The organism is Methylobacterium sp. UNCCL125 (assembly GCF_900116795.1).
GTDB classification, from domain to species: domain Bacteria; phylum Pseudomonadota; class Alphaproteobacteria; order Rhizobiales; family Beijerinckiaceae; genus Methylobacterium; species Methylobacterium fujisawaense.
Map to the genome: position 1 here is coordinate 143,229 of NZ_FPBW01000012.1, position 14,777 is coordinate 158,005.

14 protein-coding genes are annotated in these 14,777 nt (G+C 70.2%); 8 read left to right on the top strand and 6 right to left on the bottom strand.

What is annotated here, in order from left to right:
* Positions 1–83: 83 nt before the first annotated feature.
* The 4 genes from BM396_RS14195 to BM396_RS14210 are packed head-to-tail and all read left to right on the top strand — an operon-like array spanning position 84 to position 3,359.
* Positions 84–467: a VOC family protein gene (locus tag BM396_RS14195; RefSeq protein ID WP_043354164.1), complete on the top strand. Its 384-nt coding sequence runs from the start codon at positions 84–86 to the stop codon at positions 465–467.
* Entirely contained in the window at positions 467–1,531 is a 1,065-nt protein-coding gene (locus BM396_RS14200; RefSeq protein ID WP_043381771.1) for an iron ABC transporter substrate-binding protein, read from the top strand. Before BM396_RS14195 ends, BM396_RS14200 begins: the two co-directional genes overlap by 1 nt.
* Positions 1,528–2,586 carry a FecCD family ABC transporter permease gene (locus BM396_RS14205; RefSeq protein ID WP_043381773.1) on the top strand — a complete coding sequence of 353 codons (1,059 nt, stop codon included), beginning with the start codon at positions 1,528–1,530 and terminating at the stop codon, positions 2,584–2,586. Before BM396_RS14200 ends, BM396_RS14205 begins: the two co-directional genes overlap by 4 nt.
* Complete coding sequence (locus BM396_RS14210) at positions 2,586–3,359, top strand: ABC transporter ATP-binding protein (protein ID WP_043381775.1); 774 nt, start codon at positions 2,586–2,588, stop codon at positions 3,357–3,359. The genes BM396_RS14205 and BM396_RS14210 overlap by 1 nt, the downstream gene beginning before the upstream one ends.
* A 15-nt stretch (positions 3,360–3,374) precedes the next feature.
* On the opposite strand, the gene BM396_RS14215 is transcribed toward BM396_RS14210, so the two are convergent.
* Both BM396_RS14215 and BM396_RS14220 read right to left on the bottom strand, forming a co-directional pair.
* Positions 3,375–4,157, bottom strand: coding sequence for a Crp/Fnr family transcriptional regulator (locus tag BM396_RS14215; RefSeq protein ID WP_043354158.1), 783 nt, complete (start codon positions 4,155–4,157; stop codon positions 3,375–3,377).
* Positions 4,158–4,290: 133 nt separating this feature from the next.
* Positions 4,291–5,175: a glycoside hydrolase family 25 protein gene (locus BM396_RS14220; protein ID WP_051044925.1), complete on the bottom strand. Its 885-nt coding sequence runs from the start codon at positions 5,173–5,175 to the stop codon at positions 4,291–4,293.
* A 202-nt stretch (positions 5,176–5,377) separates the two neighbouring features.
* Here BM396_RS14220 and BM396_RS14225 point away from each other — a divergent pair, with 202 nt between their 5' ends.
* Positions 5,378–5,821, top strand: a complete 444-nt coding sequence (locus BM396_RS14225) for a DUF488 domain-containing protein (RefSeq protein ID WP_043354156.1) — start codon at positions 5,378–5,380, stop codon at positions 5,819–5,821.
* Between the two features lie 7 nt (positions 5,822–5,828).
* Here BM396_RS14225 and BM396_RS14230 read toward each other — a convergent pair whose 3' ends face one another.
* From BM396_RS14230 to BM396_RS14245, 4 genes are all read right to left on the bottom strand, one after another.
* Entirely contained in the window at positions 5,829–6,203 is a 375-nt protein-coding gene (locus tag BM396_RS14230) for a DUF6894 family protein (protein WP_043381776.1), read from the bottom strand.
* 48 nt (positions 6,204–6,251) lie between these two features.
* Entirely contained in the window at positions 6,252–6,476 is a 225-nt protein-coding gene (locus tag BM396_RS14235) for a hypothetical protein (RefSeq protein WP_075381396.1), read from the bottom strand.
* 113 nt (positions 6,477–6,589) lie between these two features.
* Positions 6,590–7,507 carry a response regulator transcription factor gene (locus tag BM396_RS14240; protein WP_043381778.1) on the bottom strand — a complete coding sequence of 306 codons (918 nt, stop codon included), beginning with the start codon at positions 7,505–7,507 and terminating at the stop codon, positions 6,590–6,592.
* Positions 7,500–10,874 (bottom strand): hybrid sensor histidine kinase/response regulator, encoded by a 3,375-nt coding sequence (locus BM396_RS14245; protein ID WP_043381821.1) that lies wholly within the window; start codon positions 10,872–10,874, stop codon positions 7,500–7,502. The genes BM396_RS14240 and BM396_RS14245 overlap by 8 nt, the downstream gene beginning before the upstream one ends.
* A 285-nt stretch (positions 10,875–11,159) precedes the next feature.
* Between BM396_RS14245 and urtA the strand changes: the two genes are divergently transcribed.
* From urtA to urtC, 3 genes are all read left to right on the top strand, one after another.
* Positions 11,160–12,428 carry an urea ABC transporter substrate-binding protein gene (gene urtA / locus BM396_RS14250; protein WP_043381780.1) on the top strand — a complete coding sequence of 423 codons (1,269 nt, stop codon included), beginning with the start codon at positions 11,160–11,162 and terminating at the stop codon, positions 12,426–12,428.
* 234 nt (positions 12,429–12,662) lie between these two features.
* Positions 12,663–13,589 (top strand): urea ABC transporter permease subunit UrtB, encoded by a 927-nt coding sequence (gene urtB / locus BM396_RS14255; protein WP_043381783.1) that lies wholly within the window; start codon positions 12,663–12,665, stop codon positions 13,587–13,589.
* A gap of 13 nt (positions 13,590–13,602) precedes the next feature.
* Complete coding sequence (urtC, locus tag BM396_RS14260; protein WP_043353440.1) at positions 13,603–14,775, top strand: urea ABC transporter permease subunit UrtC; 1,173 nt, start codon at positions 13,603–13,605, stop codon at positions 14,773–14,775.
* Positions 14,776–14,777: the final 2 nt, after the last annotated feature.

A 14,777-nucleotide genomic window follows, 5' to 3' on the forward strand; every position in this document is an offset into this window, starting at 1 on the left:
TCGTCGGAGGCGGCGCCGACCGGCGCCTCCGACGATAGGGCCGGAGGCCGCTCGCGCCGGAATCACCCGAGGCCGGAGAGCCGATGCACTACGCCTGCGACCACCTCCACCTGCGCAGCCGCGACGCCGTCGCGGCCGCATCCTTCTACATCGCGACGTTCGGAGCCCGCGAGGTGAAGCGCGTCGGCACGGATCCGGTGCAGCGTGTCGTGCTCGACCTCGGCGGCCTCGCCGTCTTCATCGAGCAGGCCCCGGCCGAGATCGCGCCCGCGGCGACCACGCCCTGCCTCGGGATCGAGCATGTCGGATTGCGCGTCGCCGACATCGAGGCGGCGATGGCCGATCTCACCGCCCGGGGCGTGACGGTGCGGACCGGCATCACCGAGCGCGGGCCCGGCCTGCGGATCGCCTTCGTGGAGGGACCGGACGGCGCGCTGATCGAGATCCTCGAACGGACATCCGTCTGATGCTATCGAGCCCCGGTCGCCGGGCATCCCTGGCCGCGGCGCTGATCCTGCTGCTGGTGGCATCCGGGGCGGCCGCGGCGCGTCCGTTCACGGATGCGGCCGGCCGCACGGTCGAGCTTCCCGAAAGGATCGGGCGGGTGCTCGCCGCGGGGCCGCCGGCCGCCGTGCTGCTCTACACCCTGGCGCCGGACCTGATGGCCGGCTGGGTGACCGCACCGCATCCCGAGGCGCTGCCCTTCCTCGAGCCCCGGACCCGAACGCTGCCGGCCTATGGCCGCCTGACCGGACGGGGCGGCACGGCCAATGTCGAGGCGGTCCTGGCCGCCAAGCCCGACCTGATCGTCGATTCGGGGAGCCTCGGGCCGACCTACGCGTCCCTCGCCGACCGGATCCAGGCGCAGACCGGGATTCCCTACATCCTCCTCGACGGCAGCTTCGCGAAGAGTCCGGAAGCCTACCGGCAGCTCGGCGCCGCGCTGGGCCGGCAATCCGCGGCGGATGCCCTGGCGGCCGAGGCCAAGGCTCTCGCCGACAGGGTGGACCGCGCCGTGGCGACGCTCCCCGAGGACCGGCGGCCCCGGGTCTATTACGCGCGCGGCCCGCGTGGCCTGGAGACGGGCTTCGCCGGATCGATCAACACCGAGCTGGTGGAGGCCGCGGGCGGCCGCAACGTCGCGCAGGACGGCGGCGGTCGCCTCGGCAACGTCTCGCCCGAGCAGGTCCTTGCCTGGAACCCGGACGTGATCGTCACCCTCGACCCGGCCTTCGCGGCCGGGCTGCGCACCGACCCGCTGTGGCGGACCATCAGGGCCGTCCAGACGGGGCGGATCTACGTGGCGCCGCTTCAGCCGTTCCCGTGGTTCGACGCGCCTCCGGGGGTCAACCGCCTGATCGGCCTGCGCTGGCTGGCGGCCCGGCTCCACCCGGACCTGTTCCCGGAACCGATGCCCGACGTGGTGCGCGCCTTCTACCGGGATTTCTACCACGTCGATCTCGACGGCGATCAGGTCGCCGCGCTCCTCGGACCGAGGCTCGCGGGCGCGGAACCGGACGCGCCGAAATGAGCGACATCCCGGCTGCGGCCGAGGCGATCGGGCTTCGCACCCGCAGCCGCCTGCGGATTTCCGCGGCGCTTTTGTCCGGATTGGCTCTGGTGGCGCTGGCCGTGCTCGCCTTGGCGGTCGGCCAGTATCCGGTCGCGCCCGCGGACCTTGCCGCAATCCTCGGGCACCATCTGCTCGGCCTGCCCCTGCGCGCGCCGGCCGCGGCGGAGACCGTGGTGATGCAGGTGCGGCTGCCCCGGGTGATCGCCGCTCTGGTGGTCGGCGCAGCATTGTCGGCGGCCGGGGCGACCTACCAGGGCCTGTTCCGCAACCCGCTGGTCTCGCCCGACATCCTCGGCGTGTCGGCCGGCGCAGGGCTCGGCGCCGTGCTCGGGATCTATCTCGGCCTGCCCGTGGCGCCAATCCAGCTCCTGGCCTTCCTGGGCGGGCTCGGCGCCGTCGCCGCGGTCTACGGCGTCGGCCTCGCCGTGCGGCGGCACGATCCGGTCCTGACCCTGGTCCTGGCGGGGGTGGCGGTGGGCGCGGTGCTCGGGGCGGGCATCTCGCTCCTGAAGGTGCTGGCCGACCCCTACAACCAGCTGCCGGCGATCACATTCTGGCTGCTGGGGAGCTTGTCCTCGGTCACCCTGGGCGACGTCGCCGCCACCCTGCCGATGATGCTGATCGGCCTCGTGCCCCTCGTCCTGCTGCGCTGGCGCATGAACCTGATGAGCCTCGGCGACGCGGAGGCGCGGACCCTCGGCGTGGAGACGCGGGTGCTGCGCCCGGTCCTGATCGCCGGCGCGACCCTGATCACGGCGGCGGCCGTCGCGATGACCGGGGTCATCGGCTGGATCGGGCTGATCGTGCCGCACATCGCCCGGCTGCTGGTCGGGCCGGATTACCGCCGGCTGCTGCCGGCCTCGCTGGCGCTCGGAGCGGGCTACCTCGTGCTGGTCGACCTGATCGCGCGGAATATGGGAACCGTCGAGGTGCCGCTGGGCATCCTGACGGCCCTGGTCGGGGCCCCGTTCTTCCTCTGGCTGCTGGCGTCCGGGCGCCGGGGCTTCGCGTGATGCTGCTCCACGTGCGGGACCTCGCCTTCGGCTACGGCGGCCGCATCGTCGGAAGCGGCGTGTCGTTCGACCTCGCCGCGGGCGAGGTGCTGTGTCTCATCGGGCCGAACGGCGGCGGCAAGACCACCCTGTTCAAGACGCTGCTCGGGCTGCTGCCCGCCCGGGGCGGTCGCATCGTCCTCGGCGGCACCGACCTGTCCCGGCTGTCGCGCAGCGCCATCGCCCGCATGGTCGCCGCCGTCCCCCAGGCGCATGCGGCCTTCTTCCCGTTCACCGTACGGGAGGTCGTCGTGATGGGCCGGGCGAGCCGGATCGGCCCGTTCGCCGCGCCCGGCCCGTCCGACGCGGCGGCGGCCGAAAAGGCCCTCGACGCCCTGGGGATCGGGCACTTGGCCGACACGGTCTACACCGAGATCAGCGGCGGCGAGCGGCAGCTCGCCCTGATCGCCCGGGCGCTGAGCGGGGAGCCGCGGCTGCTGATCATGGACGAGCCGACCGCGAGCCTCGATTTCGGCAATCAGGCCCGCGTCCTCGGGCAGATCCGCCGCCTCGCCCAGGCCGGCATCGCCGTGCTGTTCTCGACGCACGATCCCGGCCACGCCCTGCTCTGCGCCGACCGCCTCGTCGCCCTGCACGGGGGCCGCCTCGTCGCCGACGGGCCGTCCGCCGCCACGGTCACCCCGGCGCTCCTGCGTCTGATCTACGGGATCGACGTGGTGGTGGCGTCGGTCCCGGGCCTCGCAGCGCCGGTCTGCGTGCCCGTCGTCGACTGACCGCGCTCCGGCCCCTCAGGCCGTTCGCGACACCGGCCCGGCATCCGCGTCCGGTGCGGCCCGGCGCGGACCATCGGGCCCGTACACCGCGCCGAGCACCGCCTCGCAATGGAGCCGGACGCGGGCGTGGCAGGCGCAGGCGGCGGCCGAGACCGCCCGGCGATCGACGATCGTGATGCGCCCGCGCTCCGCCCGGAGGAGTCCCTGCTCCTGCAGCATCCGCAGGATCCGGGTGAGGTAGGTCCGCTGGACGCCGAGCATCGCGGCCATCAGCTCGTGGGTGACCGGAAGGGTGTCGCCGCCGGTCCGGTCCTGCAACGACAGCAGCCAGCGGAGGCAGCGCTGCTCGATCGGGTGCACGGCGTTGCAGGCTCCGATCAGGAGCAGCTGAGCCAGGAAACAATCGGCATAGCGGGCGAACAGATCGCGGAACGTCGCGGATCGGCGCTCGGCCTCCCGCAGGCGGTCCGCGTCGAGGCGCAGCACCCGCCCGCCCACCTGCACCAGCCCGCTGACGGCGTTCGGCAGCCGGCCCTGGCCGATGATCCCGCCGACCGCCCCGTCGTGACCGACGCTCGCGGTCTCCGCCATCCGGCCGTCGTGGGTGGCGACGACCAGAGCGACAACGGTCTGGTCACAGGGAAAGATCACAGGGCTCGCGCCGGAGTCAGCCGTGAGGATCGTGTCCCCCCTGGCGACGGTCACCGGTTCCAGATCGCGTTCGATCAGCGCGCGGTCCGAACCCGAAAGCGCGTCGAGGAGCAGGTTGCCGGTGGAGGCGGCAGGTTCGATCGGCATGGGGCGGCGAGATGCGGCAGAGAGGGTCCCGTCAGGACCCTCACGGATATGCGCCCGTCAGCGTGCGGACTCGCCAGCCATACCCCGCAGGCTGCGCCCTCGAACTAACTTAGGTTTCGTTGCACCCGTTCATCTACTTGTCCGTGCATAGACCCTGCTCCGAGAGTCTCCTGTGTTCGCGCGGATCGCAGTCGGTGGCCAGGAACGAGGCCCAGTCCGACGGGGTCCCGTAGAAGGCGTTGCGGTCGACGTCACCCCGCACGCCCGGGACCCGACCCGTCGAGGTGAACTGCCACAGCATCCACTTACGGTTGACGAACCGCTGCTCCGGCTCGGCCGCGGTGGAGCGCAGCCAGTGCGGATAGTCCGGGAGTTCGCCCTCCAGCACGTCCTTGTGGAAGGTGATGTCGGTGTAGATGATCGGGCGCTTGCCGGTGTAGCGCTCCATCTCCTCCAGCATCTCGGTGACCATCGCCAGGGCCTGGGCCTTGGGCAGCTTCTTCGGGCAGGTCTGCGAGTGGCCGTTCCACTCGACGTCGAGGACCGGCGGCAGAGCGGTGGGGTCGTTCGGAACGTTCCGCTTGAACCAGTCCATCTGCTCCCTGGCGGAGCGGCACCAGAACACGAAGTGGTACGCGCCCCGCGGCACGCCGGCCCGCGCCGCGCCGTCCCAGTTGGTCCGGAAGCGCTCGTCGACGTGGTCGCCGCCCTCGGTGGCCTTGATGAAGGCGAACTGCGTGCCGGCGGCCCGGACCGAGGCCCAGTCGACGTTGCCCTGCCACTTCGAGATGTCGATGCCCTGGATCGGGTGGAGCTTGGCCTTGGCCACGCCCGGATGGGGCTTGGCGTCACCCTTCGTCGGATAGAAGTCGTTGTTGGAGGCACAGGCCGCGAGGCCGGCCAGGATGGCGGCGGCGGCGAAGCGCCCGGCGAGGCGCCGGGCCGGCTTCAGACGGTCGGTCAGACTCCGAGCGACTTCCCCGAACGGCGACCGCGAAAGTTTTGAAATCCGCGACATCAGTGTTTAGCCCGCCACCGAAGAAGCGCCACAGACAGGCGTATTCGATGGCCCCGGCGCGGTTAACGGAGCTTTGCGATCATTGCGGCGGAATTCCGAGACGCGTTGCCTGCCCGCGACATACGGCGCCCATCCCCGGTTGGTTCACAGGGCGAGATCCGGCTAAGTCGCGGTCCCGCAACGCGAGTCCGGACACGGCGCCGTGAGTAAGCAACTCTTTACCATAGGCTACGAAGGCCTCGATTCGGAGCGCCTCGTCGGGGTCCTGCGCTCGGCGGGGGTCGCAACGCTGGCGGATGTCCGGGCGGTGGCGAACTCACGCAAGCGCGGCTTCTCGAAGGGTGCGCTGGGCACATCCCTGCGCGAGGCGGGCCTGGGCTACGCGCATCTGCGCAGCCTTGGGACACCGAAATCCGGCCGGCAGGCGGCCCGGGCCGGGGACGCGGCGCTGATGCGCCGGATCTACTGCGAGGAGGTGCTGGACACGGCCGCAGGCCTCGCGGCCCTCGACGAGCTCGCCGCGCTGGCCGAGGGGGCCCCGATCTGCCTGCTGTGCTTCGAGCGCGATCCGGCCGGCTGCCATCGGCGCGTGCTGGCCGAGCGCCTCGCACCGCGCGGCTTCGTGGTCAGCGACCTCTTCGGCTGAGCCGGTCTCAGCGGCCCGACAGGGAAGGCGCGCGCATGCCCAGCGCGCCCGCAAGACGCCGGACCGGGCCGAGGGCGGCCGTCAGACCCAGCGGCGCGGCCTTGCGCGGCGCACGCGGCCGGCGACGGTCGGCATCCGCGACCGGCTCGACCGGCAGGTACAGCGCGTCGAAGAAGGACATCTCCAGGAGCGTGGCGCCGTCGTCGTCGGTGATCACCATCGCCGCCTCCATCAGCCGCGGGTCGCCGCCGTGCTGGCGCATCAGCCCCTGCACGATCGTGCGCGCGGTGGACCGGGCGGCCTCGACATCCTCGACCCACTGGGCCGCCGAGGCCGGGAGCGAAGCGTTGCCGAGGCGGATGGTGAAGTGGGCGCGGACCATGAAGCGCTCCTGGGAGGGGACCGGCGGGGACACCGCCGGCAACGGGTGTCAGGCGGCCTGGGCGTCGTCGACGGCTTCGGCGACGGGTTCGGACTTCTCAGCCGCGGATTTCGGATCGAAGGCGTCCGCGAGCAGGACGAGGCGCCGCGCCATGTCCCGCACCTCGTTGAGCGCGATCGACTTCTGGCCTTCCTTCACCGCGCGGGTGATGTCGCTGACCTGCGTGGTGGCGATCCGCTTCAGTTCGTCGGCGAGCTGCTGGCTGGTCATCATCGCATCCGGACTCGGCTTGTCAGGCTGAGCCGGGACCGTGAGGGAACGGGGCTTACCAAGGCGTTTCGCCGGGCCGCGCAGCCTGTGGACAAGAGCGGGATGCGGCCTTCGGCTCACCCCTCCAGATGGCGTGCGGCGATGATCGAGGCCGCCGTGCGGTTCTCCACGCCGAGCTTGGCGTAGATGCCCTCGAGGTGCTTGGTCACGGTCCGGTGGCTGAGCCCGAGGATCTCGCCGATGTCGCGGCTCGACTTGCCGCGGGACAGCCAGAGCAGAACCTCCGCCTCGCGGCCGGTGACCGGGAGGCGCGCCCGGAGCCGCTCGACCCCCGCCGAGAGCGCGTCCCGCGACAGGCGGAGCAGGATCTCGTCCGGCGTGCGGCCGATGAAGCTCAGGGCGTAGGCGAGGCCGTCGCGATCGGTCAGCGTCAGGGGCTGCGCGGCGCCGGCGAGGCATCCGCGCAGCCAGTCGCGCGCCTTGGCGGGCAGTTCGACGGCGCCGGAGCGATCGGCGCCGAGCCCGGCCAGCAGCCGGCCGGCCTGAGGCGTCGACCACAGCACATGCCCGTCCTCCGAGACGGCGAACAGGGTCCGCCCGGCCGTGTCGAGGGCAGCCCGGGCGCTCTGCGCGGCGCGGGCGCTCGCGAGGTGCACGCGGATCCGGGCCAGGATCTCGTCCGGCGCGATGGGCTTCGTGACGTAGTCGATGCCGCCGGCGGAGAGGCCCTTCACGATGTGCTCGGTCTCGCTCAAGCCGGTCATGAAGATCACCGGCACGCCGGCGAGATGCGGCTTGGCCTTGAGCCGCCGGCAGGTCTCGAAGCCGTCGAGCCCCGGCATCACCGCGTCGAGCAGGATCACGTCGGGCGTGATCTCATCCACGAGGGCCAGGGCGAGGTCGCCGCCGACCGCGACCAGCACGGTGGCCCCGGAGCGCTCGATCGCCTCGGTGAGGAAGCTCAGCGTGTCGGGCGAATCATCGATCACCAGGACGATGTCCCGGTTCGGCTGGAGCTTCGGCGCCTCAGCCATGACGGGCGAGCTCCTGCAGGACCGAGAGGTAGCGGCGCAGGTCGTACCCTTCGACCAGCCCGCGCATCCGGGCGACGAAAGCGGGCGGCACGGTCGCGTCCTCCTCCATCTGGATCAGCTTGGCCTCGATGGCCCGGATATGCCCGATCCGGCCGAGGCGCAGGAGCTCGCCGATATGCTCGGGCCCGGGCCCCGGCCCGTCCGCGAAGGCCGGAACAGGCTCGGGCTGCGTCGGCGCGGGGCTCTCGGTCCATTCGAGGTGCAGGAGCTTGCCGATCCGCTCCATCACGTCGCGCAGGTCGAAGGGCTTGGCGAAGATGGCGTCGTGGGGCGCGTCGTCGCCGCGAACCGGGCTGATCTCGTGGACATTGGCGGACATCATGGCGATGGGGCCGGTATGTCCGGCCTGCCGCAGGGCCGCGGCCGCCGCCCAGCCGGTCATCCCGGGCATCGCGATGTCGAGCAGGATCAGGTCGACCCCGCCCCGCGCGACGATGGCCAGGCACTCCGGCCCCGAGCCGGCCTCCAGGACGGAGATGCCCTGCGGCTCCAGGATCGCCCGCATCAGCGCGCGGTGAGCGCTGTCGTCGTCGGCGACCAGGACGGTGCGTCGCGCGCCCGCATAGACCCGCTCCGGGGCCGCCGCCGGCGCGGGCGGGACAATCGGTGCCGGCTGGGCCACGGAGGCCAGCATCAGCCGCAGACGCGCCTGCGTGCCGCCGCCCGGCGCCGCCGTCACGGTAATCTCGCCGCCCAGCAATTGGGCCAGCAGGTTGGCGATGGTGAGCCCGAGCCCGGTCCCCGGCGTGCTGCGGGCGGCCGGTGTCGAGCCGCGCTCGAACGGCTCGAAGATCCGCGCGAGATCCGCCTCCGGGATGCCGGGACCGGTGTCGCGGATCGTGAAGATCGCGATCTGGCTCCGGTAGCTCAGGTCCAGCGAGACGGTGCCGGTTTCCGTGAACTTGATGGCGTTCGACAAAAGGTTGAGCAGCACTTGGCGCAGCCGCTTCTCGTCGGTGGCGACCACGGCCGGCAGGATCTCCGGCCGCGAAAAGCGGAACTCCAGCCCCGCCTCGCGCGCCTGGAGCCGAACCATGTCGACCAGCTGGTCGAGAAAATCGGCGAGGCGCACCTCGTCGCGGTGAATCTGAAGGCGTCCGGCCTCCATGCGCGAGATGTCGAGGAGGCCGTCGATCAGCCCGGACAGGTGCTGGGCGCTGCGGCGGATCACCCGGAGGCCGTTGAGGCGGTGCGCCGGGATCGCCGGATCCGATTCCAGGAGCTGCGCGTAGCCGAGCACCGTGGAGAGCGGCGTGCGCAGCTCGTGGCTGATCCCGACCACGTAGCGGCTTTTGGCCTGGTTGGCGGCCTCGGCCCGCTCCTTGGCCTCCTGCAGCTTGGCGTCGGTGATCTTATGGGCGGCGATCTCCGCCTGGTAGAGCGCGGTCTGGCGCATCGTCTCGGCCTGGGCGACGCGCCGGCTCTCCTGGGCGAGCACGAACAGCCACGCCACCACGCCGAGGATCACCACCAGGGTGAAGAACACGCTGGTCAGCGCCGTGCGCAGGAACTCGCGATTCTCCGGGTGGGCAATCGTCGCGCCCGCATGCACGATGCCGAGGATCAGGCCGATCACCGCGCAGAGCGTCAGCATCACCGCGAGGTAGCGGCCGAGCGGCGCGCCGATCCAGGCTGCCGTCCGGCCCGGCAGGATCCGGGCGGCTACGGCTTGCGCCTGCACCTCCAGCCTTCCGTGCGGCTTGCACAGGTCGCCGCAGCGGGCGTCGAGCGAGCAGCAGAGCGAGCAGATCGGCGCGTCGTAGGCCGGGCAATGGGCCATGTCCTCGCCCTCGAAGGGCAACTCGCAGACCCGGCAGGTGACCTCGGCGGTGCCCCAATCCTGCTTGGGCGTCCGGGCGAGATACCAGCGTCCCCCCGTCGCCCAGGCGATCGCCGGCGCGGCGCCGAAGGCGACGGCGAGGGTGAGCAGCGGCGCGAAGGGCTGCAGGATCGGGCCGAGCCAGCCGAGATAGGCCGCGCCGCCGGCCGCCAGCGCCAGCGCCATGGCGCCGGTCCCCACCGGGTTCACGGCGTAGAGATGGGCGCGCTTGAACTCGATCCCCGGAGGCGAGAGGCCCAGCGGCTTGTTCACCGCGAGATCCGCGGCGAGCGCCCCGACCCAGGCCGAGACCACGGCTCCGTAGAGCGGCAGCGTGCTCTCGATGGTCTTGTCGATACCGAGCTCCATCAGGAGCACCGCGATGGCGACGTTGAACACGAGCCAGACCACCCGTCCCGGATGGCTGTGGGTCAGCCGGGAGAAGAAGTTCGACCACGCGATCGAGCCGGCATAGGCGTTGGTGAGGTTGATCTTGAGCTGCGACACGATGACGAACAGCCCGGTGAGCAGCAGTGCTGCCCGGCTGCCCTCCCCCGTGAGGTAGCCGAAGGCCACCGCGTACATGCGGGTCGGCTCGGCGGCATGCTCGGGCGGGACGCCGTGCCCCAGGGCCAGGACCGCGAGGGCGGCGCCGAGCAGGATCTTCAGCATGCCGGGCAGGATCCAGCCCGCGCCGCCCGCCAGGACCGCCAGCCACCAGCGGCGGTCGCGCGGACCTGCCGGCTCCGGCACGAAGCGGAGGAAGTCGACCTGCTCGCCGACCTGCGCCAGCAGCGCCAGCAGGACGCCCGTGGCGAGCCCGAATCGGGCGAGATCGAAGTTGGCGCCGCCGCCGTCGAGGCCCGGGAAGACGGTGAGCGCGCGCAGCGGCCCCGCGCCCTGTGCCGCCACGAAGATCAGCGGGAGCAGGCTCAGCCCGATCCAGATCGGCTGCGTCCAGATCTGGAACCGGCTGATCAGACGGATCCCGTAGACGACGAGCGGGATCACCGCCCCGGCGCAGAGCAGGTAGCCGACGCCCAGCGGCAGCCCGAAGCAGAGCTGCAGCGCCAGCGCCATGATCGCCGCCTCGATGGCGAAGAACAGGAACGTGAAGCTCGCGTAGATCAGCGACGTGACGGTCGAGCCGAGATAGCCGAACCCGGCGCCGCGGGTGAGGAGATCCATGTCGACGCCGTGACGGGCGGCGTAGACCGTGATCGGTGCCGCCGTGGCGAAGATGATCAGGCCGACGACCAGGACGGCCGCCACCGTGTTGGGGAGCCCGGCCGTCAGCGCCAGCGTCCCGCCGATCGCCTCGAGCGCCAGGAACGATATCGACCCGAGCGCGGTCTGCGCCACTTCCAGACTGGACCAGCGCCGCGCCTTCTTGGCGGTGAAGCGGAGGGCGTAATCCTCCAGGGTCTCGTCGGCGACGAAGCGGTTGTAGTCCCGGCGGATCGGGATGATGCGCTGCGGCCCGCTCATGGTGCCGGAGACCCGACGACCCGGCCGCCGCCCATGGCCGGCGCGGCGCATGCGACGCCAACGGGCGCGGGCGCGCGCGAAACATCGAGCACCCGAACGGTGCTCACGCTCTTCGCGCTCCCCGTCACCCCAACCTCAAAGTATTCCGCGGCGATGGTGCACCGCATGCAAAAGTACGGCCATACGCAAAATCGCGTATAGGCCGCACCGCAACCCAGGACCTAGCCTGCGCTCGTCGATCCGCGGCCGCCTCTCAAGGCCCCGGACGCGAACAGGGTCAGGCACATGGCAGACGACACCGAGACCGGCGCCGATCACGGCTTGCGCTCCCCGCTGCGGCGCAGGCTGCTCATGGGACTGGCCGGCGCCCCGGCGCTGGCGCTGATGCCGCGGAATGCCTGGGCGGCGCCGCCGACCGCAGCGGTGAACACCACCGGCCTCGCGGTGACCGACACCGAGGTGACGGTCGGCATCCTGCACTCGATCACCGGCACGATGGCGATCTCCGAGACCGGCGCCCAGGAAGCGGAAAAACTCGCGATCCAGCAGATCAACGATGCCGGCGGCGTGCTCGGCCGCAAGATCAAGATCATCCAGGAGGACGGCGCCTCCGACTGGCCGACCTTCGCCGAGAAGGCCAAGAAGCTCCTCGTCAACGACCATTGCGCCGCCGTGATGGGCTGCTGGACCTCGGCCTCGCGCAAGGCGGTGCTGCCGGTCTTCGAGCAGTATAACGGGCTCCTGTACTACCCGACCTTCTACGAGGGCCTGGAGCAGTCGAAGAACGTCTTCTACACCGGCCAGGAGGCCACGCAGCAGATCCTCGCCGGCCTCGACTGGGTGCACAAGGAGAAGGGCGGCGACAGCTTCTACTTCATCGGCTCCGATTACATCTGGCCGCGCACCTCCAACAAGATCGCCCGCAAGCACGTCGAGAACGTGCTCAAGGGCAAGGTCGTCGGCGAGGAGTACTTCCCCCTCGGCCACACGCAGTTCAATTCGGTCATCAACAAGATCAAGCTCACCAAGCCGAAGGTGATCTTCGCCGACGTGGTCGGCGGCTCGAACGTGGCGTTCTACAAGCAGCTCAAGGCGGCGGGCATCGACCTGTCGAAGCAGGTGCTGATGACGATCTCGGTCACCGAGGACGAGATCGACGGCATCGGCGGCGAGAACATCGCCGGGGCCTATGCCTGCATGAAATACTTCCAGTCGATCGACAACGAGAACAACAAGGCGTTCGTCGCCGCCTTCAAGAAGATGTGGGGCGAGAAGACCGTCATCGGCGACGTGACGCAGGCGGCCTATCTCGGCCCGTTCCTGTGGAAGATGGCCTGCGAGAAGGCCGGCTCCTTCGACGTCGACAAGGTGGTGGCGGCCTCGCCGGGCATCGAGTTCAAGGGCGCGCCGGAAGGCTACGTCAAGATCGACGAGAACCATCACCTCTGGTCGAAGACGCGGGTCGGCAAGGCCAAGACCGATGGCCAATTCGAGATCGTCTACACCAGTCCCGAGCTGATCAAGCCCGATCCGTTCCCGAAGGGCTACCAATAGCCCCAGGCCCGCACACAGTCCGCGCCGCCGCTCACCGGATGGAACGCGTGTCCCCTCTCCCGTGTGGGAGAGGGACAGGGTGAGGAACCAGGTCCTTCCGGAGAAGGCACATCCCTCACCCCAACCCTCTCCCGAACGGGAGAGGGAGTCCGTCTCGGACTTCAGAACCGGCACCGAACAATCCGCTCGGAGGACGCTCGCCCTCCGCCCCGATCTGCAGCGGAAGACCAAGACATGCTCGGCGACTATTCCCTCGGCGACCTCGGCGCGATCTTCGCCATGCAGGGCTTCGCCGGCCTGATCCTGTTCTCCGTCTACCTGCTGATGGCGCTGGGGCTCGCGATCATCTTCGGCCAGATGGGCGTGATCAACATGGCGCACGGGGAGTTCATGATCCTCGGCGCCTACGTCACCTATCTCTGCTCGACCTTCTGCCAGTCCTACCTGCCGGCGCTCTTCCCGATCTACTTCTTCATCGCCATGGGCCTGGCGTTCCTCGCCTCCGGGGCACTGGGCATGCTGGTGGAATGGGGCCTGATCCGGTTCCTCTACAAGCGTCCCCTCGATACGCTCCTCGCCACATGGGGCCTCTCGCTGATCCTCCAGCAGGCCTACCGGTCGATCTTCGGTGCCCGCGAGGTCGGCGTCGAGCTGCCGTCCTGGCTGATCGGCTCGGTGCAGGTCACCGACACGATCGAGATCCCGATCAACGGCCTGTTCGTCATGGCCGTGACCATCCTGATCACCGTCTGCGTCGCGCTGCTGATCTTCCGCTCGCGCTTCGGCCAGCAGGTCCGCGCCGTGATGTCGAACCGCGCCATGGCGGGGGCGGTCGGCATCGATACCGAAAAGGTCGACCGCTACACGTTCGGCCTCGGCTGCGGGATCGCGGGGATCGCCGGCTCGGCCTTCACGATGATCGGCTCCACCGGGCCGACCTCCGGCCAGCTCTACATCGTCGACACCTTCCTGATCGTCGTGTTCGGCGGCGCCGCGAGCCTCGTGGGCACCATCGCGTCGGCCTTCTCGATCTCGCAGACGCAGTCGACCCTGGAGTTCTTCCTCTCCGGCTCGATGGCCAAGGTGATCACCCTGCTCGCGGTGGTCGGCATCCTGATGCTGAGGCCCCAGGGCCTCTTCACCCTCAAGGTCCGGCGCTGAGGATGTTTTCCCGATGACGAACCCGGTCCAGACCCTCACCAAATCCGTCACCGTCAACGACAACCCGTTCATGAAGCCGGTGGAGTGGCTGAGCCTCTTCCTCCTGGCCGGGGTGATCCTGGTCGTCCTGCCGCTGATGCTCGACGGCTTCCGCCTCAACCTCGTCGGCAAATACCTCACCTACGCGTTCGTGGCCCTCGGGCTGGTGATCTGCTGGGGCTATGCGGGGATCCTGTCGCTCGGCCAGGGCGTGTTCTTCGGCCTCGGCGGCTACGGCATGGCGATGTACTTGAAGCTGGAGGCTTCGAGCATCGAGAACACCAAGATCCAGTCCACACCCGGCATCCCGGACTTCATGGACTGGAACCAGATCACCGCGCTCCCCTGGTTCTGGCAGCCGTTCAAGAGCCTGCCGCTCACCATCGTGCTGGCGGTCGCCGTGCCGGTCCTGTTCGCGATGCTGATCTCCTTCGCGATGTTCAAGCGCCGGGTCGGCGGCACCTATTTCGCCATCATCACCCAGGCCATCGCGGCGATCCTGACGATCCTGATCGTCGGCCAGCAGGGCTATACCGGCGGCATCAACGGCATCACCGATCTGCGCACCCTCCACGGCTGGGACATCCGCACCGACTCGGCGAAATTCATCCTGTACTTCGTCAATGGCGGCCTGCTGATCGCCTGCATCCTGGCGGCGCAATACGTGAAGAAATCAAAGCTCGGCCGCATCCTCGTCGCCATGCGCGACAAGGAGGACCGGGTCCGCTTCTCCGGCTACTCGGTGGCGGGGTTCAAGGTCTTCGCCTTTTGCTTCGCCGCCGGGCTGGCGGCGATCGGCGGCGCGATGTTCACCCTGCAGGTCGGGTTCATGTCGCCCTCCTTCGTGGGCATCGTCCCCTCCATCGAGATGGTGATCTACGCCGCGGTCGGCGGGCGCCTGTCCCTGTTCGGCGCCGTCTGGGGCACGCTGCTGGTCAACTGGGCCAAGACCAGCTTCTCAGAGAGCTTCCCGGACCTCTGGCTGTTCGGCCTCGGCGCCCTGTTCATCGCGGTGGTGCTGGCCTTCCCGAACGGCCTCGCGGGGATCTGGCGCGAGCATATCGAGCCGCGCCTCACCCGCCGCGCCAAGAGCCTGCAGGCGCCCGAACCCGCCATCGTCCCGCCCCACGGCGCCCCGGCCGAGTGAGC

What these genes read in the sequence shown, in the direction of transcription:
- BM396_RS14195 (WP_043354164.1), top strand. Translation starts at nt 84, where the DNA reads ATGCACTACGCCTGCGACCACCTCCACCTGCGCAGCCGCGACGCCGTC.
- BM396_RS14200 (WP_043381771.1), top strand. Translation starts at nt 467, where the DNA reads ATGCTATCGAGCCCCGGTCGCCGGGCATCCCTGGCCGCGGCGCTGATC.
- BM396_RS14205 (WP_043381773.1), top strand. Translation starts at nt 1,528, where the DNA reads ATGAGCGACATCCCGGCTGCGGCCGAGGCGATCGGGCTTCGCACCCGC.
- BM396_RS14210 (WP_043381775.1), top strand. Translation starts at nt 2,586, where the DNA reads ATGCTGCTCCACGTGCGGGACCTCGCCTTCGGCTACGGCGGCCGCATC.
- BM396_RS14215 (WP_043354158.1), bottom strand. Translation starts at nt 4,157, where the DNA reads ATGCCGATCGAACCTGCCGCCTCCACCGGCAACCTGCTCCTCGACGCG.
- BM396_RS14220 (WP_051044925.1), bottom strand. Translation starts at nt 5,175, where the DNA reads ATGTCGCGGATTTCAAAACTTTCGCGGTCGCCGTTCGGGGAAGTCGCT.
- BM396_RS14230 (WP_043381776.1), bottom strand. Translation starts at nt 6,203, where the DNA reads ATGGTCCGCGCCCACTTCACCATCCGCCTCGGCAACGCTTCGCTCCCG.
- BM396_RS14235 (WP_075381396.1), bottom strand. Translation starts at nt 6,476, where the DNA reads ATGATGACCAGCCAGCAGCTCGCCGACGAACTGAAGCGGATCGCCACC.
- BM396_RS14240 (WP_043381778.1), bottom strand. Translation starts at nt 7,507, where the DNA reads ATGGCTGAGGCGCCGAAGCTCCAGCCGAACCGGGACATCGTCCTGGTG.
- BM396_RS14245 (WP_043381821.1), bottom strand. Translation starts at nt 10,874, where the DNA reads ATGAGCGGGCCGCAGCGCATCATCCCGATCCGCCGGGACTACAACCGC.
- urtA (WP_043381780.1), top strand. Translation starts at nt 11,160, where the DNA reads ATGGCAGACGACACCGAGACCGGCGCCGATCACGGCTTGCGCTCCCCG.
- urtB (WP_043381783.1), top strand. Translation starts at nt 12,663, where the DNA reads ATGCTCGGCGACTATTCCCTCGGCGACCTCGGCGCGATCTTCGCCATG.
- urtC (WP_043353440.1), top strand. Translation starts at nt 13,603, where the DNA reads ATGACGAACCCGGTCCAGACCCTCACCAAATCCGTCACCGTCAACGAC.